Here is a 23384-nt window from a genome sequence, read left to right on the forward strand (position 1 = left end):
GAACAGCTCCGGGATAACCGGAGCTGTTTTTTTGACGAATCTCACGGCATTGGCCTATACACGTTCTTCCCCCGGCACATACAATACGATGTACACAAGTACAACACACATTCGAAAGGGGAATGAACATGAGCGAAGAAGTAAGAGGCGGCGGATACGGATACCCTGGATTTACAAGCACTGGTGCAATTCTTGTTCTCTTTATCCTGCTGGTTATCATCAGCCGTTCACTCTTTGTCTAACCGGGAATGATGATCCCGGGAGGGAGCCCCTGGCTCTCTCCCCTCTCCCGTGTTATACGCCATTCCCTATCAGGCGGAAGCTACGAGGGTATGTGAAACTTTCCTGATATACAGCAAAGAGGCCTTAAATGAGAGCTTTTGCTCTTCTCAAGGCCTCTTTGCTGTTATAAATCGTCGTCCTGATCCAATGCTTTGCGCTCCATATAGACCTTGAAGAAATAAGCCAGCAGCGTACCGGCAAGTAAACTGCCGATTGCGGGCAGCGGACGTTCTCCCAAAGTAAACAGAAAAGGCCATCCCAGTACCAATACCAGTACCAACTGGGTACGGAAAATAAATTGTGTTGTGTTATCTCCCTTGCTGCCTGCAGGCAGCGGATAGACGGTCAGCCAGAACGACTCACTGTGCAGCTTGCGCAGCGCCGACAGCTGGATGCCGATAAGGAACAGGAAGAGCAGATAGATGCCGCTGCCGGCATAGCTGGCGCGGTTCCACCAGACCAGCAGCAGCGCCAGGACAGCAATCCGCATAACAATACCGAAGATATCGCCCCTGGCAAAGCTTTTAGTTAGCAAAAAGCGGTATGCGCTGTCCCTGCGCCAGGCGATGCCTCCGCCCCAGCGGGACAGGTAACGCCGCGAATAGACCCGCTGCTCGCGGCCCGGAACATCCACGAACCAGCCGAGCATCATCAGGGCTCTTGTCCCCTGATTCCGCTCCGTGGCAATCAGCCGCTCCCACGGTACGCTATGACGGTTCGGTACGCTGAGTGCTGCCAGATAAGCCGCAGCCAGAATGACGATAAAGATTAATGCCTGCAGCGATGGCTGCCACAGCCATGCTGCAATCATCAGCCCGAGGGCTGCCCAGCGCAGCAGTCTAAATCCGGCCGAAGCAGGACGCGAGAGCATCACGATTTCCCGCCATAGCCCGTAGCTCGACAGCAACTTCACCGCAATCAACACCACGGCTGTAAGCAGCAGCTGCTTCGGAGAATGGTCCGTACGTATGTACAAAGGCCAGAGTGTAATGAGGATAAAAGCCAACCGCAGAATTTTCCACACATTCCCGCTCACCCAGGCCGGAGCGAAGTACTCTCTCATCCGGTGGCCTTGCGGGAGCAAAAAGACCGTATCCGGGCTCTGCAGATAGGTCCGGAAGCTGCTGTGCACTGCTGCAGGCAGCAGCAGAATCAGCATAATCCAGCGGATCGGCAGATCTGCCGGAGTATCACGGAGCAGCGCAGTGTACCAGGCGGAGAAGACTATCAGCACCAGCAGCAGCAGCATCGCTACACCGCTCTTAATGACATAGCCCACATACGGGAGCATGCTTCCCATGAATCGGCTGCGCCGCTGCCGGCGCAGCTCTTTCAAATCCATATCATTTCCCTCCCTGCACCAGTTCGTAGAACAGCTGCTCCAGGTTAAGGCCGCGAAGTCCGGCGGCTTCGGTCATTTCCTTAAGCGTACCCTGGGCAATAACCTTGCCGCGGTGCAGCACAATGAAGCGGTCGCAGTAATTCTCGATGGTAGAAAGAATATGAGAGCTAAGCAGGATGGAGGCCCCTGATTTCTTCAGATCCAGCATGAAATCGAGCAGGGAACGGATACCGAGCGGATCAAGTCCCAAAAAAGGCTCATCAATCACATAGAGCGCCGGCCGTGCCACGAAGGCACACATAATCATTACCTTCTGCTTCATACCCTTGGACAAATGGGAGGACAATGTATCCATCTTGTCCTCCATATTGAACAGTGCCGCCAGCTGACCGGTGCGCGATTCATAATCGCTGCGATCCACGCCATAAGCCCTGGCTGTAAATTCGACATGCTCCCGGACCGTCATTTCCTCATACAGCAGAGGCGATTCCGGCACGAATGTCAGCGCACTGTGATACCCTTCCGGGTCGTCGCTCCGGGTCTTGCCCTGCACGGTAATTTCACCTTTGTGGGGCGACATCAGCCCCAGAATATGCTTCATGGTCGTACTTTTGCCCGCTCCATTGAGTCCGATCAGTCCAACCATTTCACCGGGCTGTACCTGAAGGCCGATATCATGAAGTACCGGCTTGTTGAGACTATATCCTCCGCTTAAGCCCGTAATTTGCAGTACGGGGGCAGTATTCATTGACCGTCACCTCTCGGGGTTTTGTCCTTGAGCCATTTCGGAGCTCCCTTATTCTTACGGTTCTTCTCACGCTCGCTACTGCTGATGCGTGCTTTGCCCGCAGGAGCGGCCGGACTGCGTCCGCCTGCGGCTTGGCCTGCACCATGATGCGGCTCACGCCGTACCTCTCCGCCGGTACTTGGGCTACCCGACAGTCCCTGACGCGCTGTCGCCGGTCTGGCACCTGGAGCATCGGGCTGCACAGTTGCCGTCCGCACCGGCTTGCTGCTGCCCGGTGCAGCACTTTCCCGGCGCGGTGCATCAGTTCCGTCGCTTCCCCGGCTGCTGCCTGCAGGCCTGCGGACTTCATCCGCCGGCCGCGCCTTGCCGGCGGACATCGCCCGCTCATCCAGCTGGATGTCCAGCTCACGGGCAAACTTGCGCATGATGAAGGTCTGCTGCTCGGTAACAATCGTAACCGACAGGCCGCGCTTGCCCATGCGTCCCGTACGTCCGGCCCGGTGCACATAGTGCTCGGAATCAAATGCCGGGTCGTAGCTGACCACAAGTGTCAGATTCTCAATATCCAGACCCCGGGCTGCTACATCGCTGGCTACCAGCACCCGGAACTTCCCGCTCTTGAACTTAGCCAGCACATTACTGCGCGTAACCTTGTCGGCATCGCCGTAGAGTGCCGCTGCGCTCAGGCCGAGATGGTTCAGCTTCGCCTGTACTTCGGCTATGTCCTCAGTAGCGTTAACGAATACAATCGCCCGTTCCGGGTTGTAATGGCGGATGACGCGGCGCAGCATATCTATCTTGTTACGCTCCTCGGCCACCACATAATGATGTTCCAGGGACTGTGCGGTCATAACCCCCGGATCAATCCCGACTTCGGCCGGGTCTTTCATTTCCCGGGCAGCCAATGCTTTGGTTTCCGGCCCGATGGTTGCCGACAGCATAATGAGCTGGCGTGTGCGCAAGGCGCTGCTGACGATCTTGGCTACCTCACCGGCTCCGCTAAGCTGGAACATCTGGTCCGCCTCATCGATGACAATCGTGGTGACTTCGTGCATTTTCAGCTTGCGCAGGCCAATCAGCTCCCGGATGCGGCCCGGGGTGCCGACGACAAGCTGCGGGTGTTCACGCAGCTTGTCGATCTGGCGTTTAATCGCAGCACCACCGATCAGTCCCATCACCTTGATGCCGCGATGATCTCCGTACCGTTCTGCCTCGCGGAGGATTTGCATCGCCAGTTCCTGGGTTGGGGCCAGCACCAGCTTCTGCACCACTCTCTGCTCCGGATTAATTCCTTGAAGCAGCGGCAGCAGGTATGCCAAAGTCTTGCCTGTTCCTGTCTGGGAAGCGGCCAGCACATCCCTTCCCTCCAGCAGAAGCGGGATCGTCTGCTCCTGAACAGGGGATGGGGCGGTAATGCCGAATTCCGACAATCTGGCAACAAGGTCTTCCTGGATGCCGATGGCCGCAAAAGATGCGTTAGTCATAATTGTATTTCATCCTTTTCGCTTGAGTTAATATCATCATTATATGCCAAAAAGGCCTCTCCACCAAATGGAAGGCCGTATCGTTAGAGTAGGGCTTATATCAGCTTAGCTCAGCCCGCAGAAAAGAGGATGATCCGCCGGATAACAACGGGCCTCTTCTTTCCTGCATATCTATTTACGGTTCATTGCGTTATAAGTCAGCTTATCCGCCAGACGGGGGAATAAGGCATACAGGCGGATACCGAAAGCAGCAAGCCCCGGAAGATCCACTTCTTCTTTGCCCTTCTCCATCAGCTTCACGATCTTGGCGGAGACATGCTGCGGGGTCATCATCATTCTGGCTACACTTTTCTCGTAGTTGCCGGAAGGATCCGCCGTTTTGAAGAAATCGGTGGCAATCGGTCCCGGATTGACAGCTGATACGATAATGCCGCTCTTGCGAAGCTCCTGGCGCAATGCATTCGTAAAGCCCAGTACCGCATGTTTGGTAGCCGTATAGGCAACCGCCCGGGCTGTGCCGATTTTGCCGGCCATGGAGGCCACATTCACAATCTGTCCGCTTCCCCGCTGAAGCATATGCGGAACAACAGCTTTGGTGCAGCGGACGATCCCCATATAGTTGACGTCCATCATATCGGCAAATTCCTGCGGCTCCATCTCGGTAAATCCGGCAAATTTGCCGTAACCGGCGTTGTTCAGCAGGATATCGATTCTGCCGTAAACGTCAAGAATTTCCGCGAAAACCTGCTCAACCTCGGCCTCTTTAGTAACATCGCAGGTGTACAGTCCAAAAACGCCCGGAATACCGGCCGCCGTTTCTTTCAGCTTATCTTCCGAACGGGCCAGCAAAATGGGAACAGCCCCCCGCTTGCTGAGCATCTGCGCCGTGATTGCACCGATCCCGCTCGAAGCTCCTGTAATAACCACAATTTTGTCTTTAAGTTGCATGAATATCCGTCAGCTCCTAATGATCACCCTAAGAAATCATCACTTGAATATCCAGTTCCCCGATTCCATCCATTAGAAGCGGGATACTTAGTGCTCTACGCGGAAATACCGACATACTTTCGAGCTTCATCAGCTTCGGCGGGGTAATATCCACGGTTACTCCCTGATTGGATAGAATCGTACTGGCATTGCCGCTGATCATATTGCCCAGCTCTGAAATCGCGCTCTGCCCCATTTCGTCCATCTCTGCAATCGGATAGCCGCCCATCATTGCCGATACGATCTTGAGTGCCACCTGTTCAGCAATTCCAAAGACGATATCTCCGCTTAACTGACCTGTCATTCCCACTTGAATCCATATATGATTATCGATCAGTTCAATATCCTTAATTCCCAGATTACCGGTGGATGGCGAGACTTGAATCACCTGCTCAATTACAATTCGTGCAGACTCTAGAAACGGATTAATTACTTCTGCTTTCATGAAAGTGCTGTCCCCCTCTACCAGGCTTTAGTCATATACCAAAAGTCCTAAGTAATAATGTTTAATTATACTTCATATATCGGCATTATTCACCAAAAATTAATGCCCTTGTCGAATGAATTCTCAAGATAGTTTTTGCGGTGACATTGCCCTGCAGGTTGTAATCTCCTATAATTTAATCAAATACCAACATTCCGCGTAAGATACACCTGATTATTCCGGCAAAGCATACCCAGAAACCCTGCACAATTGCGGCGGTTCAGCACGGCTTCGAATAAGAAGACAACAAGAAAAAAGTCTTATTTTCCTGAGTAAAAATCAGCTTAGCCATCCTGTGAAAACGCCCGGTTTTCACATTATACAAATAACCAGCGACACGATTCGGTAGGCCAAAGGGGGCAAGTCCATGAACATTAGCCAGCTGGAAACACTGATCACGATCTCCAAAACCATGAGCTTTCGCAAGGCAGGCGAACTGCTTAATCTGACCCAGCCGGCAGTTTCGGCACAAATAAAGAGCCTTGAGGAAGAGTTCAAGACGCAGCTCGTTGACCGGAATCAGCCGGTTACCTTAACCGACAGGGGCAAAGTGTTCCTTACGCATGCAGAGCAGATTGTAAGTATTGTGGAGGAATTGAAGCAGCGTCTGGCCGATTTGGAGGAGAACCCCCAGGGGCATATTATTCTCGGGACAACAACCTCCATTGCCATTCAGATTCTGCCGCGCATCCTGTCTTATTTCCAGGACCAGTTCCCGCATATCAAAACTTCGATTTCATCGATGTCCTCATCGCAGATTTATCAGCATGTGGAGAATGGCCTGGTGGATGTCGGCATCGGCTATCTGATCGGGCAAAGTCCGGGTATGACTACCTCCGTCCTTTATTATGACACCTTTGAACTGGTAGTATCACCTAGGCATCCGCTGGCCCAAGTCAAATCTGCAGGCATTGAAGCCCTCGGCAAAACACCGCTCATTCTGCTGTCGCCAGACACCGTCGGCCGCAAATTTGTTGATGAGGTGCTCGCTAAGCACGGCATTCAGCCGCAGGTCATCATGGAGCTGACGAGCAGTGAGGAAGTCAAGCGGATGGTCGAGCTGGATCTTGGCGCAGCGGTAATCTCCAAGCAGTCCGTTACGGCCGAAGTCCGGAGCGGCACACTCAAAATCGTCCCGATTATCGAGCTCGAGGTCACGCATCCTGTCGGGGTCATTACCAAATCAGGCAAATACGTCAATTCCGCCATGCGGCAGTTCCTGAGCGATCTGAAAGGCATGCCGGAGACCCAGTTTATCGGTTCTGAGTAAACAGCATCATTTGCTGCTATCGTACACACACTATGGCCAAAGGAGATGTTCCACTCATGAAGTTTGATCTGCATACCCATCATTTCCGCTGCGGCCATGCCGACGGAAGCATCCGGGATTATATAGAGGCGGGGATCGCCGCCGGTCTTAGCGTTATTGGCATTTCCGATCACACGCCTTATTTTGCCAGCCCTTCCGAGCAGGCATTTCCCCGTATTGCAATGGCCAAATCGGAAATAGCGAATTACGTAGATGAAGTATTGTCTCTGCAAAAAGAATATGCCGGCACCATTGATGTCCTGCTTGGCATCGAATCAGACTATTTTCCCCAGCATGCTGAACTGTACCGGACCACGCTGGCCGCCTACCCCTTTGACTATATCATAGGTTCGGTACATAACGTCGAGGGTGACAGCATCTTCAATAAGAGCCGCTGGAAAAAGCTCGGGCCGAAGCAAATGCACGCGGTCAAAGCAGAGTATTACCGGCTGATCACCGAATCTGCCCGCAGCGGTATGTTCCAGATTCTCGGACATATTGATGCCATGAAGGGGAACTATCCAAACTTCTCGCAGATCCCGGCAGCCCCTGAGATTGACGAGTGCCTCCGTGTCATCGGCGAATGCGGTGTAGCGATTGAGATCAACACCTCAGGCGGTACCAAGCTGTGCGGCGGCTGGTATCCGTCTGATGATATTCTGGAGCGCGCCCTGCATTTCGGTGTAGAGGTCAGCTTCGGCTCCGATGCGCATAAGCCTTCAAGGGTTGCAGATCAGCAGGGGGCAGTGGCCGCCCGTCTCAAGGAAATCGGGTTTACGCACTGGGTCTACTATAAGCAAAAAGAAAAACAGACTGTAGCACTCTAGATGGGAAATACAAAAGCCTCCGCCTGCAGGAACTTGCAGACGGAGGCTTTTGTTGAGAGTAGCCCATCCATTCATATGGAATTGCGGCCGTCAACCATGGCGGTGCTTATTGTTATTTCTGCAGATTATCGCTGGTAAAGCCCTGCTGCGGGAGTGTCCGCCCGGCGTCACCGTACTGCGGATTCATGGCATAGAAATGGGCGATCGTGGCACTCCAGTCCCGCTCCGTCAGGCCCAGGTCTTTAAGGTACTCCCGGTATGCCTTGTTGTATTCCTCGATGCTCCCCCGCAGGTCCGGATTGTAGTACTCCTCATGATACACCGCCTCCAGCGGAAGACGCGGCTTCTTGGGCAGCTCTTCACCAGGGTATCCGACGCACAGGCCGACTACCGGAAATACATACTCCGGCAGCTGCAGAAGCTCAATCACGCCTGCCGTATTGCGGCGGATTCCGCCGATGGGAATGATGCCAAGGCCCAGGGATTCGGCAGCGGCCACCGCACTCTCCAGCGCGATTCCCACATCCACCGCCCCGACGAGCAGCGCATCCACATCACCGGCTGACTCGAACGGCTGCCCCTCCAGCTCGCCGGCTAATTTAGTTCGGTAAAAATCCATACAGAACACTAAAAATACCGGTGCATCAGCCACGTGCTTCTGATTCCCGCTCAGCACCGACAGCTGTTCTTTACGCTGCTCATTCTGCACGGCAATAACCGTTACCTGCTGCCCGTTGACCCAGGATGGGGCCGATTGCGCAGCTTCGATAATGAGTCTCAGCTTATCCGCTTCCACCGGCCGCTGCTCATATTTGCGGAACGAACGGTGGTTGTTCAAGGTTCTTAGCACTTCATTCAAAGTATGAATACCTCCCGAATGTGAAATAAACGTACAACATGTCCATTTATCATACCCCAATGAACTCAGGGACCGCCAGTCTCCGGGGATATACGCAAAAAAATGGACCCGATTCCTCGGGTCCCAGCAGCAGTTATATTTTCAAAAGGGGGTCATGTACTTAGTTTAACCGGACACTGTTAGAGTTTGATAACGGCTTTATTTCAATTGTGTAACAAAGTGAATACTTTCATTACATCGCCGGAGCCATCGGCCATTGGCAGAATACGCTCGAGCGCCAGCCCGTTCTTGAGCATGACCCGCTCGCTTCTCAGGTTATCGCCGCGGCAGCGTCCCTCTACCTTAGCCAGTCCAAGCTCCTGCCGTGCATAGCTCAGCAGCAGTCCGACTGCTTCGGTAGCGAGCCCTGCTCCCCAGCTGTCCGGATGCAGCATATAGCCAAGCACGGCTTTGCCTTCATGCCGGTTCCAGTTCTGCAGGGAGACCGTTCCAATCAATTCCTCCCCGCCTTTTGGATAGATGCCGGCATGCAATGCGCAAGGATCATATGCATAGATCAACCGGTGCACCAGTTTGTCCAGCACAGCCTTCTGGGAGCCGGCTCCGCAGCGCAGCACAATATGCGGCTGTACCCCGGGGTGCGAGAGAAGTTCCAGCAGCCTGCCGGCTTCGGCGGGCTGCATCGGCCTCAATTCAACCGCTGTTCCTTGTTGGGCGATCAATGATATGGATTCGTAAGTAATCATATTTTCCCCTCTTCTCTGCAGCTGATGGTTGAAGTTCGTTGAGCCCATTCTGTCATCAAGCAGCGGACAGCGGATATGCTGTCACCCTCCGCTAGGCCCGGCGCAGGGTGAACACGGTTAGCTCCGGCCTGCACAGCAGCCTGAAAGGCATATAGGTTTCGCCGAAACCTCTGTTCACATAAACCGGCATTGCTTTTTTCGCGGTGTAATATAATCCGTTTATGTATTTCTGCGAGCCGTAAGGGGTGTATGCCGCTCCGACAAAAGGCAGGCGGATCTGGCCTCCATGGCTGTGTCCGGACAATTGCAGATGGAAGGGGTAGCTTTCCGCAGTATCCGCATAATCCGGCTCATGCATAAGCAGCACCGTGAACGTATCATCCGGTATAGCTTTCAGCGCAGCTTCAGGATCAGGAGCACTCTTCAGCATGTCTTCAAGGCCCGCAACCGCGATCCTCGCACCGCCCTGCCGGATCAGATAGGACTGATTCCTTAGCACGACAAAACCGGCGGATTGCAATAAGCGGGTTAACAGCTCTGTGTTTTTATAATCATGATTGCCAAAAATCGCGTATTTACCCAGCGGGGCCGTCAACTCTGCAAGCACAGCTACAGAATCCTCCAGGTCTTCGGCATTGCTGTCTACAATATCTCCGGTGAAGCAGATGATATCCGGCTTTACTTCCTTAATATGCTTCACGAGGCGTTTCACATCATGTGCATCTTTATTGAAGCCCAGATGAACATCGCTGAAATGAACCAGCCGGATCCCGGAAAAAGCGGAAGGAAGCTGCTTCAGGGCCAGCTCCAGCTTCGTAACCTCAAGCCAGTTGGGCTCTCCCTGCCAGACATAACCGCTTGTAAGCAGCCCTGCACCAAACACTGTGGCCGCTCCCCTGGCCAGGAACTGGCGGCGGGTTATTTTGCGTCCCTTTTCCGGTACAGGAGCGCTATAACGGCCGCTTCCGTCTGCCGGATTTGTTTGTTCATGATTGGGAGAAGTCCCGGGCGATCCTGTATTCATAGGGAGATTCTCCTTTCTTAACTTGATTATTAGTTTGTTGGATCAGACTGTGCTGACTTCTCTTTCTCTTTCTCTTCTTCTATCTCCTCCTGCTTATTTTCAACGGCATTCTCTATATTTACTTCAATCGCAGCCTCAATCTCTTCCTCCGTGCCCGAACCGAGGATTTTGCGGAACAATCCCAGCATGGACAGGGCATAAGCCACCGTAATGAAGCTGAAGCTGATCTGCATAACGACCACCAGCCGCGAGGTATTATCCGTCGGAGCCACATCCCCATACCCCACTGTCGTAAAGGTAGCCACACTAAAGTATAGAAAGGTAATCAGCTGGCTGAGCAGATCAGCACCGAGCCCCTGCCCTTGGAAGGAAGACTGTCCAAACAGTTTATATATGGATGTATATACAACCGTAAAAAAAATAATGCAGGTGAAGGCTGCGATGCTGATGCGGACCAGCGTTTGCTGCATTCTTACTTCTTTGCTGTTCGACTGCTTAATTTCATGGAAGATAAACAGGATATAGAACAGAACAGAGGCCAGTACAAAAAGTAAAATCAGCCCCCGCAGTCCGCGGGTACCCGGCACAATCGCCCCGAGGTCAATCCAATTCAGCAAATCCTCGACCGAAATCAGCACGTAAATCAGGATTGGCGCGAGCAGCACCGCTTTGCCCATCCAGCTTAACTTCATCCGGTAAAACCACAACGACAGCAGGATAATAATTACAGCTGCATTGAAGGTCCATATCCAAAAGTCCATGGCTTTACACTCCTGTCCGTGTGGCCTGCGGGCTCACTTCCCATTCTCTCCGTTAGTCCCGCCGCTCGTTATGCGGCCTCATCCGGACGGGAGGTCACGGTGATCCGGCATTCTTCATCCGGTGTCTCATGATACGCGCGCGCAATACCTTTATCCGCAATATCCCTACGGCTGACCCGGCGCAGACTGAAGGTCACCTCAACCGCCCGGGTGAACGGGAAGGGTTCAAGCAGCAGTGTAGATGCATCCTGCCATTCTGCCGTAATTACCCGTCCTGAGGTAAAGCTGAAATCCTCGCTGCCCGAAAAACCGTCCGTCCACCAGGGATGCTCCTCGGATTTGGGGCTCCCCGGTTCATTCAGTCCCAGATACAGCGACAAATCGTCACAGAACTGCAGCAGCCTGGCATCGTAATACAGCTCTGCCTCGCCAATCGGATCAGCGTTCTGTTCCAGCTCCCGGTGAATGCGCGCTCTGCGTTCCGCTTCATCCTTCAGATAGTTGTTGAGCTCCGGATTATCCTCGCCGGATACCTCAATCAGCCGTTCGAAATGCAGGCTGCATAGCAGGGCACCATACAGAGTATCCGCTTCTATCTCATTAAGGCCGCGTCTATAGAACGTAAGTTTCGGCACAACCGGAAAATCGATAAAACTGTAAGGGGCTCCTTCCGCATCATTCCAGAAAGGCGTTTCGTCCAGGTCGATCCAGCCCCGGTCATGATTGCTGATTGCCCTCAGCACTTCCGCCCGGCGTCTGGGCACCGGCACTTGCTCTTCCTTGAAGTTTGCTGCAAATTCTCCCGCCAGCCGCCCGTGCTCATGCTGCTTAATCATTACAAATGCCCCGTCCTGCTCCCGACAAATCACCGTAATTCCTCCTCGATTCTCCATGGCCTAAAAGCCGCATTAGCTACGGAGATTATAACATATCCATCTATAATTGTTTAAGTTTGCCTTTTCCGGGCTGTTCCTATGTATTCACGGAATGTATACCATGTACCCATTTCTCCAGCCAAAAGAAACACATTACTTTGATAATATCATCCCATGCAAAAAGCCGCCCCCTGCGGCAAAATATGCCTTGAGGGACGGCCCGTGACTGATTAGAGTATGAATGCTGCGTTACACACCCAGCCAGCGTTTGAACATATGCTTGGTGGTCTGTTTGTTGATCTCAGCGATAGAGGTAGTGAGCGGGATGCCTTTTGGACAAGCACGTACACAGTTCTGCGAGTTGCCGCAGCCGTCGATGCCGCCATCCTCCATCAGTGCCTCCAGGCGTTCGTCAGCGTTCATTTCGCCCGTAGGATGGGCGTTGAACAGGCGTACCTGGGAGATGGCTGCCGGACCGATGAAGTTCGTCTTTTCATTAACATTCGGACAGGCTTCCAGGCAGACGCCGCAGGTCATGCATTTGGACAATTCGTAAGCCCATTGGCGTTTCTTCTCCGCCATCCGCGGACCGGGGCCCAGATCATACGTTCCATCAATCGGAATCCATGCTTTGACACGCTTGAGCGCATTAAACATCCGGCTGCGGTCGATGACGAGGTCACGCACCACAGGGAACGTCTTCATGGGTTCAATCCGCACCGGCTGCTCCAGATTATCGATCAGCGCAGCACAGGCCTGGCGCGGCTTGCCGTTGATTACCATTGAGCAGGCGCCGCATACTTCCTCCAGACAGTTGGATTCCCAGCAGACCGGAACTGTACTGTCGCCCGTAGCGTTGACCGGATTACGCTGGATTTCCATCAGGGCGCTGATTACATTCATCCCCGGCCGGTAGGCCAGTTCAAATTCCTCGGTATAGGGCGAGCTCTCCGGTTCGGCCTGGCGGGTAATGATAAACTTTACGTTTTTGGGAGCTGCAACAGTTTCCGCCATATCGGTTACCTCCTAAAAGTTTTGTGAGCGTTACTCCTCTGGTTTTCCTTCGTACAAAACTCACTTCGGAAGCATACGCTTAGTTTTTAACGTTATGATGATCTTCCGATTTCAGGCTAATTGCACTTCGTACAACTAAAACCGGGGGTTAAGTTTATTTCACGATTTAACTGCACTTTGTACATTTATATACTACAAAATAGCTAAATTCCGTCTATCCGGGAGATTTTAACTGTAAAGAATACAATTATTCGTCTCCCGTGCCTCCGTCGGGCTGAAATAGCTGCACGATATACACTTATACGTAGATTTCTGCCGCCAGTATATGCCGGCCATCCGGCACTTACCATTATCATATATTCACGATGCTTTTTAGTCCTTGGAATAGTCACGTACCCGCGGCGGGATCAGCGACACATCTACTTCCTCGTAGGAAATCTTCGGTCCGTCAGGTGTCCAGGTCGCTTTGGTCGTCTTGAGGAACTCCTCATCGTTACGATTCGGGAATTCCGGCTTGTAGTGGGCTCCGCGGCTCTCATTGCGCAGCAGCGCCCCCAGCGTCATCGCCTCGGCCAGCTCAAGCATGTTCCACAGCTGGCGGGTGAAGGCTACGCCCTGGTTGTTCCAGCGCGAAGTATCACTCATGTTAATGCGGCCGTAACGCTCCTTAAGCTCTTTGATTTTGCCGATGGTTGCCTCAAGCCGTTTGTTCTCGCGCACCACAGTCATGTTGGCGGTCATCCATTCGCCCAGCTCTTTGTGGATCACATAGGCGTTTTCTGTACCCGACATGCCCAGCAGTGTCTCGTATTTGCCAACCTGCTGCTTATGGAAGCTGTCGAATACGCTGGATGGAATATCCTGAACGGACTTCTTCTGCCCTTTAATATATTCCACTGCCTTCGGCCCAGCCATCATGCCGCCGTAAATCGCTGATACCAGCGAGTTCGCGCCGAGCCGGTTCGCGCCGTGATACTGGTATTCACATTCCCCTGCTGCGAACAGTCCGGGGATATTCGTCATCTGGTTATAATCGACCCACATACCGCCCATGGAGTAATGGACCGCCGGGAAGATTTTCATCGGAATCTTGCGGGGATCATCCCCCATGAATTTCTCATAAATCTCGATAATACCGCCAAGCTTGACATCAAGCTCCTTCGGATCCTTATGCGACAGGTCGAGGTAAACCATGTTTTCGCCGTTAATACCGAGCCCCTGGTCCACACACACATTAAAAATCTCCCGGGTAGCGATATCGCGCGGCACCAGATTTCCGTACGACGGATATTTCTCCTCAAGGAAATACCACGGCTTGCCGTCCTTATAGGTCCAGATGCGTCCGCCTTCCCCGCGGGCCGATTCCGACATCAGACGCAGCTTGTCATCACCGGGAATTGCCGTCGGATGAATCTGGATGAATTCCCCGTTAGCATAATGCACACCCTGCTGGTATACGGCACTGGCCGCTGTTCCTGTATTAATAACCGAGTTCGTCGTTTTGCCGAAAATAATCCCCGGACCGCCGCTGGCCAGAATCACCGCATCCGCCGGGAAGGTCTGGATTTCCATCGTCTTCAGATTCTGCGCGCTGATACCGCGGCAGACGCCGGCATCGTCAAGAATCACTGAGAGGAACTCCCAGTTCTCGCTTTTGGTGACGAGCCCTTCCGATTCCCAGCGCCGTACCTGCTCATCCAGCGCATACAGCAGCTGCTGGCCGGTCGTAGCTCCGGCAAAAGCCGTACGGTGACGCTTCGTCCCGCCGAACCGGCGGAAGTCGAGCAGCCCCTCCGGGGTGCGGTTGAACATAACGCCCATCCGGTCCATCAGATGGATGATGCCCGGCGCGGCCTCGCACATCGCTTTGACCGGAGGCTGATTCGCCAGAAAGTCACCGCCGTAGACGGTGTCGTCGAAATGCTCCCAGGGGGAGTCACCCTCACCCTTTGTATTCACGGCTCCGTTGATGCCGCCTTGTGCGCAGACGGAGTGCGATCTTTTGACAGGGACCAGAGAGAATAGATGAACATGCGCGCCGGATTCTGCCGCCTTGATGGTAGCCATCAGGCCGGCCAGCCCGCCGCCCACGATAATGATATCGGCTGATGCCATGATTGTTCACTCCTAAAGTTTTGTTAGGATAGCTTCCTGAATTTGTTTCGACAAAACTCGCTTCGGAAGCATACACTTAAGTTTTGTCGTACCGCTAATATAGAATGTTTGCTGTGCAGTCCAGCCTCTAAATGGAATGCTGCGGCGGATAAGGGCAGCGTGTCAAATTCCACGCCTCGCTTAAGAGAAGGACCGGAGGATCTGTGCAGCCGAAGCTGCAGCCTGGAATTCGTTGTCACGGAACGTGAACAGCGACAGCAGGAACATGGAAGTAACAATTACGAAAAGGCCGAGACAGAGTACAGAGGACACTTTTTGCGAGCGCGGTCCGACGGTAACTCCCCAGCTGATCAGGAAGGACCAGAGGCCATTGGAGAAATGGAAGCAAGCAGCCACAACACCGATTACATATACGGCTAGCAGCAGCGGCTGGGTTGCGATGTCATGCATTACGCCGCCAAGCTCTTCATGCTCTACATTCCCGACTGCCACCTGGACACGGGTCTGGAACAGATGCCACACGATAAAAATGAAGGTAATAATACCGCTGATGCGCTGCAGCGTATAACGCCAGTTCCGTTCCAGGTTAAAGCGGTTCAGGTTCGGCTTGGATTGGTAGGCGATATACAGCCCGTAGACTCCGTGGTAGAGCAGTGGAAGCCAAATACCGAACAATTCCAGGAAGAAGACCAGCGGCAGACTGTTCAGCCATAGCACACTGTCGGTGAAACCGGAAGCGCCACCCTCTACTGCCGCGAAGTTCGTCATCATATGTTCGATGAAGAAGAATGCGAGCGGGATAACGCCGAGCAAGGAATGAATCTTTCTGGAATAAAATCCTCTCATGCAAAGTGTCCCCTTTCCTAGTTAAAACAGCGTTTTCATTAATGAGCATACACCGCCGGGAGTACAGTTGAAACAGGGGAACGAAGGCTGCAGAAGCTCGCCAAATCTCTATTTTCACCATTATCCATTGTTTTCCCGGACATTGCTCTATTATTCACAATATGTGAATATCTTGTGTCACTTTTCATGTTACTCCTTTTTCGCTTATAAGGGAATTGCAATCTAATTATTAAACGTTATACAATAACTGCATAAGAATATTTTTAATGTGATAATAATTCTCATTTAGAGCAAGCATTTCCCAACACAGCAGCCTGTTTTCTATATAAAGCAAACCTCCTTTAGTGATTCGGCTATGCCTTTTATCACTTTCATCCATATCCGTTCAAGCGTAAAGTAGCAGCATTACCACAGACTTCCTCAAAGGAGAACTCCGTTATGTTTGATGATTTGGACATTTTCGCCGCGGTCGTGGAGCATTCCAGCCTCAACCGGGCCTCGCGCCAGCTCAATCTGTCCCAGCCTGCCCTCTCCCGTAAAATCTCCAAGCTGGAGGAGCGTCTTGGCGTTTCATTATTCAACCGCTTCGGCAAACGGCTGGAGCTGACTGAGGTGGGCCGCCTTACCTACACCTATGCCCTGGAGCAGCGGCAGCAGCGTTCCAAATTTCTTGAGGCCCTGTCCAAATTCAAGGAAGGCGAGCCGCAGCTCGTCACCCTGGGGGCCAGCCTGACGACGCTTCAGACGACACTGCCCCCGCTTGTAAATGCATATATGAATAAATATCCGGCGGCGGAGCTGAAGCTGATCACCGGCAAAACACATGAAATCGTCTCAGCCGTCAATGAGGGCAAATGCGATGTCGGCATCATCGCCTCCTCGATCCAGGAGCCGGGCCTGCGCTGCATTCCATTGTTCGAGGACCAGCTCAGGCTGGTCGTCTCCGAGCATCATCCCCTGACCTTAACTGCGAAGCTGTCCATGGAGCATCTGTCCCGGCTGCCGATGATCCTCTTCTCCAAAGGCACCTGGTACCGCCGTATGACGGATGAGCTGTTCCAGCGCTGCGGAGTCGATCCGGACGTGCGGATGGAGATCGACTCCTTCGAAGCGATCGTCCGGCTGCTGCCGACCATCAAGGCTGCTGCGCTGCTGCCGAAGTCGTACCTTCGTCCGGAGCTGCTGAACGGCGGCGGGCTCGTCTCCCTGCACATCAAGGAGCTGGAGCAGACCCAGCGCACCACCTGCCTGATCTATCAGGGCAGCGGGGGGCTAAGTACAGCAGCACGCTGTCTCGTACAGGTCACGGAGGAAGTATTCCTGAGCGGACGTGAATAGTACACGTGAATAACACAATCCCCGGTAGGCTTCCATATATCATATGGATCGGCACGCCGGGGATTGTTTGTCTGTGCTGTTATTCAGTTATTTCGGCGAAGCGGGATTAACGGAACTTGCCTGCGTCAATGGCCGCCTGCTTCTCATCCAGGATTTCCTGATAACCCGCTTCCAGGTAAGTTTTCTTAGCGGCTTCATAGGTTGCGTCAAACTCAGCTTCCGGAGCAAGTGCAATCTTCACGTACAATTCCTGGAATAGGGTATCCAGGTCTGTTTTATACTCGTTTACCTTATCAAGCACAACGGTGAACAGCGCATCAGGTGTACGGAATTCCGCAGTCTCATCATAATATTTTACCAAATCATCGGCGAGAGCCTCATAGCCGGCCGGTGCCCAGTTGCGGAGATTAGCCTTAAGGGTTTTGGCTTCATCCTGATACTGCGCAATTTCAGTCACAAGGCCCCAATAGTCTTTGTTGTTGTTCTGTGACAGGACGGATTCGCCTTTATAATCTGGATTCTTCAGAGCGATACCTTCTGCATCAAGCGTGTAGTTCTCCCCTTCAATACCGTTCTGGAACTTGAACAGATTCTCCGGCTGGCTGAGCCATTCGAGATACATCCAGACTGCTGCACGTTCCTCAGGTGTAGATTCGTAGTTGATCCCCATGATAAAGCCAAACGGCCAGTAAGCGCGTCCCTGCGGCTTAAGGCCTTCCGGAACACCTGCAAATGGAGGAACTACTGCAAATTCCGCATCCGGATTGTTCACAAGAGTAGCTGCAAACACATCCGTATTGTTTGTCAGATAGAATCCGTAGCTGCCTGTCTTGCCGGCAACGAATTCAGATTTGACCTTATTCTCGTCATTACGCAGATAGAACTCTTTATCAATGAGGCCGTTATTGTATTGATAGTTCAGATTACGCAGGTAGCGCTCGGTTTCAACGGTGGTCAAGTCACCAACGCTAAGATCGGAATAAAGTGCGCGGTATTTCGCGTCAACCGGCCAATCACGGAAGGCGTAGTTAAAGTTGAAGCTGTGTTGAATCAGGCTGCCGCCGGTTACACCGAGTCCGGCTTCCTTCCATTTCACCAGCATCTCATTGTATTTCTCAAGCGAAGTCAAATCTTCAACCTTCATCCCCACCTTCTCAACCCAGTCCTTGCGGATAACGTTGACGAAGTTGTCGGCCTCCGGGCGTGCAGCGAAGAAGAAGATATTCTTGTCGTCAACAACCCCATATTGCTTGATCGTCTCGCCCATGTTCTTCCAGTACGTTGGAGCATATTTCTCGATTTCAGCATAATCCAGCGGCTGCATCACATCCTCGCCGTAATACGTAAGTGCCTGCGGCATATCGTAGTGGAAAATAATATCCGGAGCTTTATGCGACGCCAGCAGCTGCTCGAAATCGGTTACTTCACCCTTACGGGTAATTGGCACATAATTGACTTGAATATTGTATTTATCACCGAATTCCTTCTGAACCCAGCGTGTGTAATAGTTATCGCTTACATTCCAGCCCTCGAAAGCACGCTCATAGACCGGAATATCCAGACTGACCTTTTCCTTAAAGCCCTTTGAATAGTCGTTAGAGCTTCCTTCGCTCTGATTATTGGCGGCTGCAGACTCCGCAGGCTTGTTAGACTCAGCATTCTTATTGTTGTTATTTCCCCCGGAGCATCCGGCCAGCATGCCGGCCGTCATGACAGTTGCCATCATTAACGAAACAAATCTTTTTTTGTTCATCGCAATTCCCCCCATTTGAATTTTCGGATTGTAGAATTACTATTTTGGAACATCAGATTACTCCTTGACTGCTCCGAGCATAACTCCCTGAACGAAGTATTTCTGAACAAAGGGATACACGCAGAGAATAGGCAGAGTGGCAAACACAACGACTGATGCTTTAAGTACTTCCGGATTACTGAGTGACACCTGGGTTGCTTCCAGCTGGAAGCTTTCACTTGCCTGAATGACCAGATAATACAGCTTGAGCTGCAGCGGCCGCAGATCCGTTTCATGCTTAATGTAGAACAATGCATCCTGATAAGCATTCCAGCGTCCAACCGCATAGAAGAGTGCCAGTGTCGCCATAATCGGTTTGGACAACGGGAGGACAATACTGAGCAGAATTCGGAAATGCCCGGCACCGTCGATCCGCGCAGATTCTTCCAGACTTACGGGAATACTGCTCGTTAGAGAAGTCTTCATAATCAGCAGATTGAAGGCACTGAACGACAACGGTAAAACCATTGACCATATCGTATCCATCAGTCCCAGATTGTTAATGTTCATGTAGTCCGGGATGATACCTCCACTAAAGTACATCGTGAACAGGAAGATGAAGGTGATTACCCTACGGCCTTTAAACTGTGTTCTGGACAGCGGGTACGCGGCGCAGATGGTCAGGACCATCCCCAGAATGGTGAACAATACGGTCACTATAACCGAGATGTACAGTGAACGAAGGATGCTGGCATCTGCAAATATTTTCTTGTAAGCTTCTATGGTGATCCCCTCAGGCCAAAGAAAGACCTTGTTGGCAATGACAAAGGAGTCAGAACTCAGGGATTTGGACACGACATGCAGAAACGGCAACAAGCACGCTAGTGAAGCAATAATTAGAACGAGGCGGATCAGCAATTCCCAGATGTCCAAACGCCCTTTACGTGGTGCGGCAGGGTTGCCGGTTGATGCGCTCATGGTTTCTCTCCTTTCTTATAATATTCCATCCTCGCCAAGCTTCTTGGCTACGCGGTCAGCCGTTATTACAAGAATAATACCGATGACGGACTGGAATAGCCCGAGCGCTGTCGCACGGCTGAAATTGCCGCTCTCGATCCCCCAACGGTACACCAGGACCGGTATGGTTGTTGTGAATTCTGTGGTGGCCTTGTTCTGCAGAGCGAAGATACGCTCGAATGAGCCCTCCATGACTTTCCCCAGGTTCATGATCAGCAAGGTTACAATGGTCGCACGAATGGAAGGAACGGTAATATTCCATACCTTTCTCCAGCGTCCTGCTCCATCGACGGTAGCCGCTTCATACATCTCCGGGTTAATCCCGCTCATGGCTGCCAAGTAGATAATGGTTCCCCACCCCATACTCTGCCACACACCGATTGCCAGATAGCTGATCAGCCAGTTGGTGTCTTCCTGCAGGAAAGGGATACGGTTCCCGCCCATGAGTTCAATTAAATTGTTGACAACACCGCTTCCCTCACTCAGGAGCTGATAACCGATGGCACCGATAATGACCCAGGAAAGGAAGTGCGGCAAGTACAGCAGCGTCTGATTTACGCGTTTGAATCTTACACTTTTGACCTCATTCAGCAGGATCGCCAGCACAATCGGCATCGTAAAGCTGAAGCAGAGATCCAGAATGTTGAGCAGCAGCGTATTGCGGACGGCACGGGCAAAATCAGGTTTGGAGAAGATCTCCTGGAAGATTTGAAACCCAACCCACTCACTGCCCCAAAAGCCTCTTGCTATTTTGTAGTCTTTAAAAGCAATTACAAGTCCGGTCATCGGCAGATATTTGAAAACGATTACAAAAGCCAGCGGAAACAATACGAGTAAATATAGCTGCCAGTCACGCTGCAAATAATACCCGATTCCCTCTTTCTTACTTAATAGAGCCGTCTGATTTGTTTTTGAAGCGCTTGCAACTTTCAAAGTTTCACCTCCTACACCAAGTTATCACCTTGCCAGTCAGGCCAACCGGCTCGAGTTCTATGCTATTCCCTTTGCCCTGTTTTGAAAATCATGAGTATTGATGATCCCCATCAAATTTGATCGAAGCGCGGTTTTATCAGCTTCTACAGCATCATTATGATCAAATATGATAGGCATTCCCAAAAATAAAACGCTTTCATTTACAGGCAAAGGCCGCCGGCAATCGGCCAAGAGGAGGCTCCTAGGAGCTTTTACTCTTGGCCGACTTGTAGCTGCTCGGCGGCATGCCTTCATATTTGCGGAAGAACCTGTTGAAGCTCTGAACATTGAAGTAACCAACCTCAGCGGCAATTTGCTTAATCGTGAATTCAGTATCCAGCAGCAGCTCTTTGGCCTTCTCAATGCGTAGCTGATTCACAAAATCTATCATGCTTTTTCCGGTTTGCTCATACACAATCTTGCGCATATAGGAGTAACTAATGCCGATTTCCTTGGCCATATCCTCGAATACAATTTCTTCCCGATAATTTCCCTTCAAATATTGAATGATCCGCTCTCCATGATTGGTGTCATCGGCGCTTCGGTCCAGGCTCTGCACAATTTCTCGGAAAAATTCATGCAAATACTCCTCCAGCTCATCAAGCGTATCCATTGCAGCCAGAATGGAGTAAATGTTGCCCTTCCCCATAATCATTCTTCCGGTGCCGATATGATTCTCACGGAGATGCTTGATGGTCGCACCAATCAATTGATGATAGATGAACATGATATTGTCATAGGAAATATTCTCTTCTGAGCCAATCTGGCAGCGGATGAGCTGAAGCTCTTTGATAATCCCGTCCAGATTGCCTGCATCCAGGAAGTTGAGAATCCGCCGCTCGCTGCTTTCGGAATCCATATATTTACGGCTGTTCTCCTCTTCCTCCTGCCAGTACATGATGCTTCCGGCACCATTGATGATCCGCTGCTTAATCAGTTCCATCGCTTCAAACAACCGCTGGGTGACCATTTCAAGCGTATCAGCCAAATCGCTTACGCCAATCGTGACCGAATGTCCCAACAGCTCTGAGGACTGGTCGCGGATCGTTTCCAGTGCCTGATGGATCTGGCCGCCGCTATGCTCATACCCATCCGGGCTAAAGTTCATTACAATAACGATACAACCGTCGTTATGATACACAGAGCGGGCCAGAATTCCCTCCGGAAAAAGACTTTCGTACTTCGTATTGAGCAGATACCGGTGGTAGCTGCGTGTCTCGACATTGGTATTGCTCACATATCGTCTATACTGGTCGATGGAGACAACGGCGATTCTGTAACATGCTTCCGGAAAAACCTCCGTGATCCGGGGCGTAATCTCCCCGCGCAAAAGATGGTGAACGGCAAGACTGCGGGTATCCTGTTCGCGTTCCTGCAGCAGTTGGAACAGACTTTCCTCTTCCTCCTGCATTCGTTTGAACGCCAGATCCAGGAAGGCAAGCTCATTCTTATTCACCACACCCAAGTCACTTTTCGCCCGGATCGTCTGCACCAATTGCCGGAGCGGTCTGGACAGCCACGTCGCCAGAAGGACAGCCAGTACAGTTCCCAGCAAAATAATGGCACCGGTAAGCAGTATGATATTTCCCTGCATATCACGGGATTTGGACATCAGCTCATCCATGGAGCTCCAGGTTACATTCCACCATCCGGAAACATCTGAGCGGCTCCACGCATAAACCAGCCGTTTTCCGTCAAGCTCATGGAACGAATACCCTTCATTTGCTTCCTCCGTCAGCATTTCCCGGAGAAACGGCAGCTCAAAGCCGTCCGTGAGCAGCAGCGACTTGTCATTGTATGAAATCACTTTGCCGTCAGATTCCAGGAGCATGGTGTTATTATCCCCCACCTCTGTGGCATGCAGGTAATCGCCGATCTGACTCTCACGCATATTGACAACGATTAGCCCGCGCGTGGTGGAAGACAGACGGTTAAGGGGATATACATACGACACAACATTGACGCCGGAGTCCAGCTTGCGGGGAACCCACACGCCGCTGATTCCTCTCCGCCCTTCAAGGGCTTTAGTCGTCCATTCAAGCGACTCGTAGTGCTCCAGCTTGGTGATGCTGCTATCCGTAGAAATCACATAGTCCGAACCATCCAAGTGAAAATAGGAGGAGTATACCCCGTCCACCCGGCGGTTCAAATTGAGCAGCTCTTTGAATACAGATAACGACCGGCTCACATTGTTGTAATTGGAGTTGAGCTCGCTGTACGTATCCACACTGCGGATGGGTTCAAAAATATTGGTTGCCGCCAGCCGCGACGTGTCCTGCGCCAGATTAGCGAGCGCATTCTCGTTTAATTTGCGGTTGGCATTCAGCCCGGCAAGTGTCGATTCTCCTATGGCTGCTTCTGAGTTCTCTATAATCTGTGATCCGCTGTACCAGGTCAGGATGGCTGTCGGAATGGCCATGATACAGAATAGAATCAATGCCAGCTGCAGTATCATCGGTATTTTTTTCATGTTCGATCCCCCTATGATCTCTATATAAGATTATGAAAGGTTATTTGAAAAACATGATCAGCTCTTGGAGCTGCGCCTCCCGACGGCATGATTGGCAACGGCAACATCATGTTCCTGTTAAGTTCAATAATAGCTACAATTCAAAAACGAAG

21 protein-coding genes are annotated in these 23384 nt (G+C 51.8%); 4 read left to right on the forward strand and 17 right to left on the reverse strand.

Annotated elements, in window-relative coordinates; all coding sequences use genetic code 11:
• The first annotated feature begins 128 nt into the window (after positions 1-128).
• Positions 129-242 (forward strand): YjcZ family sporulation protein, encoded by a 114-nt coding sequence (locus JRJ22_RS24080; RefSeq protein WP_206101850.1) that lies wholly within the window; start codon positions 129-131, stop codon positions 240-242.
• 164 nt (positions 243-406) lie between these two features.
• Here JRJ22_RS24080 and JRJ22_RS24085 read toward each other — a convergent pair whose 3' ends face one another.
• The 5 genes from JRJ22_RS24085 to JRJ22_RS24105 form a co-directional block, all read right to left on the reverse strand.
• Entirely contained in the window at positions 407-1624 is a 1218-nt protein-coding gene (locus JRJ22_RS24085; protein WP_206101851.1) for an ABC transporter permease, read from the reverse strand.
• A gap of 1 nt (position 1625) precedes the next feature.
• On the reverse strand, positions 1626-2372 hold the full coding sequence (locus JRJ22_RS24090; RefSeq protein WP_206101852.1) for an ABC transporter ATP-binding protein: 747 nt from the start codon (positions 2370-2372) through the stop codon (positions 1626-1628).
• Positions 2369-3856: a DEAD/DEAH box helicase gene (locus tag JRJ22_RS24095; protein ID WP_206101853.1), complete on the reverse strand. Its 1488-nt coding sequence runs from the start codon at positions 3854-3856 to the stop codon at positions 2369-2371. The genes JRJ22_RS24090 and JRJ22_RS24095 overlap by 4 nt, the downstream gene beginning before the upstream one ends.
• A 171-nt stretch (positions 3857-4027) precedes the next feature.
• Positions 4028-4804, reverse strand: coding sequence for an SDR family NAD(P)-dependent oxidoreductase (locus tag JRJ22_RS24100; protein ID WP_206101854.1), 777 nt, complete (start codon positions 4802-4804; stop codon positions 4028-4030).
• A 28-nt stretch (positions 4805-4832) separates the two neighbouring features.
• A complete protein-coding gene (locus JRJ22_RS24105; RefSeq protein ID WP_206101855.1) occupies positions 4833-5288 on the reverse strand; it encodes a chemotaxis protein CheX in 456 nt (151 codons plus the stop codon).
• Positions 5289-5694: 406 nt separating this feature from the next.
• Here JRJ22_RS24105 and JRJ22_RS24110 point away from each other — a divergent pair, with 406 nt between their 5' ends.
• Positions 5695-6597 (forward strand): LysR family transcriptional regulator, encoded by a 903-nt coding sequence (locus tag JRJ22_RS24110; RefSeq protein ID WP_054942874.1) that lies wholly within the window; start codon positions 5695-5697, stop codon positions 6595-6597.
• A 56-nt stretch (positions 6598-6653) separates the two neighbouring features.
• Complete coding sequence (locus JRJ22_RS24115) at positions 6654-7463, forward strand: histidinol-phosphatase (RefSeq protein WP_206101856.1); 810 nt, start codon at positions 6654-6656, stop codon at positions 7461-7463.
• A 112-nt stretch (positions 7464-7575) separates the two neighbouring features.
• On the opposite strand, the gene JRJ22_RS24120 is transcribed toward JRJ22_RS24115, so the two are convergent.
• The 8 genes from JRJ22_RS24120 to JRJ22_RS24155 form a co-directional block, all read right to left on the reverse strand.
• Entirely contained in the window at positions 7576-8313 is a 738-nt protein-coding gene (locus JRJ22_RS24120) for an NADPH-dependent oxidoreductase (RefSeq protein WP_232381215.1), read from the reverse strand.
• Positions 8314-8525: 212 nt separating this feature from the next.
• On the reverse strand, positions 8526-9068 hold the full coding sequence (locus tag JRJ22_RS24125) for a GNAT family N-acetyltransferase (RefSeq protein ID WP_206101858.1): 543 nt from the start codon (positions 9066-9068) through the stop codon (positions 8526-8528).
• 91 nt (positions 9069-9159) lie between these two features.
• The gene (locus tag JRJ22_RS24130; protein WP_206101859.1) at positions 9160-10092 is read right to left on the reverse strand and encodes a metallophosphoesterase; all 933 of its coding nucleotides are present in this window, start codon (positions 10090-10092) and stop codon (positions 9160-9162) included.
• Positions 10093-10121: 29 nt separating this feature from the next.
• Positions 10122-10853, reverse strand: a complete 732-nt coding sequence (locus JRJ22_RS24135) for an ion channel (RefSeq protein WP_206101860.1) — start codon at positions 10851-10853, stop codon at positions 10122-10124.
• A gap of 68 nt (positions 10854-10921) precedes the next feature.
• The gene (locus tag JRJ22_RS24140; protein WP_206101861.1) at positions 10922-11722 is read right to left on the reverse strand and encodes a DUF3891 family protein; all 801 of its coding nucleotides are present in this window, start codon (positions 11720-11722) and stop codon (positions 10922-10924) included.
• 255 nt (positions 11723-11977) lie between these two features.
• The gene (sdhB, locus tag JRJ22_RS24145; RefSeq protein ID WP_206101862.1) at positions 11978-12742 is read right to left on the reverse strand and encodes a succinate dehydrogenase iron-sulfur subunit; all 765 of its coding nucleotides are present in this window, start codon (positions 12740-12742) and stop codon (positions 11978-11980) included.
• 372 nt (positions 12743-13114) lie between these two features.
• Positions 13115-14857 carry a succinate dehydrogenase flavoprotein subunit gene (gene sdhA / locus JRJ22_RS24150; protein ID WP_206101863.1) on the reverse strand — a complete coding sequence of 581 codons (1743 nt, stop codon included), beginning with the start codon at positions 14855-14857 and terminating at the stop codon, positions 13115-13117.
• A gap of 180 nt (positions 14858-15037) precedes the next feature.
• On the reverse strand, positions 15038-15703 hold the full coding sequence (locus JRJ22_RS24155) for a succinate dehydrogenase cytochrome b558 subunit (RefSeq protein WP_206101864.1): 666 nt from the start codon (positions 15701-15703) through the stop codon (positions 15038-15040).
• A 438-nt stretch (positions 15704-16141) separates the two neighbouring features.
• Here JRJ22_RS24155 and JRJ22_RS24160 point away from each other — a divergent pair, with 438 nt between their 5' ends.
• Complete coding sequence (locus JRJ22_RS24160) at positions 16142-17041, forward strand: LysR family transcriptional regulator (RefSeq protein WP_206101865.1); 900 nt, start codon at positions 16142-16144, stop codon at positions 17039-17041.
• 106 nt (positions 17042-17147) lie between these two features.
• Here the strand turns inward: JRJ22_RS24160 and JRJ22_RS24165 are convergent, their stop codons facing one another.
• The 4 genes from JRJ22_RS24165 to JRJ22_RS24180 all read right to left on the reverse strand — a co-directional run bounded on the left by JRJ22_RS24165 (position 17148) and on the right by JRJ22_RS24180 (position 23232).
• Positions 17148-18794, reverse strand: a complete 1647-nt coding sequence (locus tag JRJ22_RS24165) for a type 2 periplasmic-binding domain-containing protein (RefSeq protein ID WP_206101866.1) — start codon at positions 18792-18794, stop codon at positions 17148-17150.
• 57 nt (positions 18795-18851) lie between these two features.
• Positions 18852-19751, reverse strand: coding sequence for a carbohydrate ABC transporter permease (locus JRJ22_RS24170; protein ID WP_206101867.1), 900 nt, complete (start codon positions 19749-19751; stop codon positions 18852-18854).
• Between the two features lie 15 nt (positions 19752-19766).
• Positions 19767-20723, reverse strand: coding sequence for an ABC transporter permease (locus tag JRJ22_RS24175; RefSeq protein WP_206101868.1), 957 nt, complete (start codon positions 20721-20723; stop codon positions 19767-19769).
• 241 nt (positions 20724-20964) lie between these two features.
• Positions 20965-23232, reverse strand: coding sequence for a helix-turn-helix domain-containing protein (locus JRJ22_RS24180; protein WP_206101869.1), 2268 nt, complete (start codon positions 23230-23232; stop codon positions 20965-20967).
• Between the last annotated feature and the right edge of the window lie 152 nt (positions 23233-23384).

This window comes from Paenibacillus tianjinensis (genome assembly GCF_017086365.1).
GTDB lineage: Bacteria > Bacillota > Bacilli > Paenibacillales > Paenibacillaceae > Paenibacillus_AQ > Paenibacillus_AQ tianjinensis.

Bases quoted from the DNA above. Each gene is read 5' to 3' on its own strand.
- JRJ22_RS24160 (WP_206101865.1), top strand. From the start codon at position 16,142: ATGTTTGATGATTTGGACATTTTCGCCGCGGTCGTGGAGCATTCCAGC.
- JRJ22_RS24170 (WP_206101867.1), bottom strand. From the start codon at position 19,751: ATGAGCGCATCAACCGGCAACCCTGCCGCACCACGTAAAGGGCGTTTG.
- sdhA (WP_206101863.1), bottom strand. From the start codon at position 14,857: ATGGCATCAGCCGATATCATTATCGTGGGCGGCGGGCTGGCCGGCCTG.
- JRJ22_RS24095 (WP_206101853.1), bottom strand. From the start codon at position 3,856: ATGACTAACGCATCTTTTGCGGCCATCGGCATCCAGGAAGACCTTGTT.
- JRJ22_RS24085 (WP_206101851.1), bottom strand. From the start codon at position 1,624: ATGGATTTGAAAGAGCTGCGCCGGCAGCGGCGCAGCCGATTCATGGGA.
- JRJ22_RS24165 (WP_206101866.1), bottom strand. From the start codon at position 18,794: ATGAACAAAAAAAGATTTGTTTCGTTAATGATGGCAACTGTCATGACG.
- JRJ22_RS24100 (WP_206101854.1), bottom strand. From the start codon at position 4,804: ATGCAACTTAAAGACAAAATTGTGGTTATTACAGGAGCTTCGAGCGGG.
- JRJ22_RS24155 (WP_206101864.1), bottom strand. From the start codon at position 15,703: ATGAGAGGATTTTATTCCAGAAAGATTCATTCCTTGCTCGGCGTTATC.
- JRJ22_RS24110 (WP_054942874.1), top strand. From the start codon at position 5,695: ATGAACATTAGCCAGCTGGAAACACTGATCACGATCTCCAAAACCATG.
- JRJ22_RS24105 (WP_206101855.1), bottom strand. From the start codon at position 5,288: ATGAAAGCAGAAGTAATTAATCCGTTTCTAGAGTCTGCACGAATTGTA.
- JRJ22_RS24180 (WP_206101869.1), bottom strand. From the start codon at position 23,232: ATGAAAAAAATACCGATGATACTGCAGCTGGCATTGATTCTATTCTGT.
- JRJ22_RS24090 (WP_206101852.1), bottom strand. From the start codon at position 2,372: ATGAATACTGCCCCCGTACTGCAAATTACGGGCTTAAGCGGAGGATAT.
- JRJ22_RS24115 (WP_206101856.1), top strand. From the start codon at position 6,654: ATGAAGTTTGATCTGCATACCCATCATTTCCGCTGCGGCCATGCCGAC.
- sdhB (WP_206101862.1), bottom strand. From the start codon at position 12,742: ATGGCGGAAACTGTTGCAGCTCCCAAAAACGTAAAGTTTATCATTACC.
- JRJ22_RS24080 (WP_206101850.1), top strand. From the start codon at position 129: ATGAGCGAAGAAGTAAGAGGCGGCGGATACGGATACCCTGGATTTACA.
- JRJ22_RS24135 (WP_206101860.1), bottom strand. From the start codon at position 10,853: ATGGACTTTTGGATATGGACCTTCAATGCAGCTGTAATTATTATCCTG.
- JRJ22_RS24125 (WP_206101858.1), bottom strand. From the start codon at position 9,068: ATGATTACTTACGAATCCATATCATTGATCGCCCAACAAGGAACAGCG.
- JRJ22_RS24130 (WP_206101859.1), bottom strand. From the start codon at position 10,092: ATGAATACAGGATCGCCCGGGACTTCTCCCAATCATGAACAAACAAAT.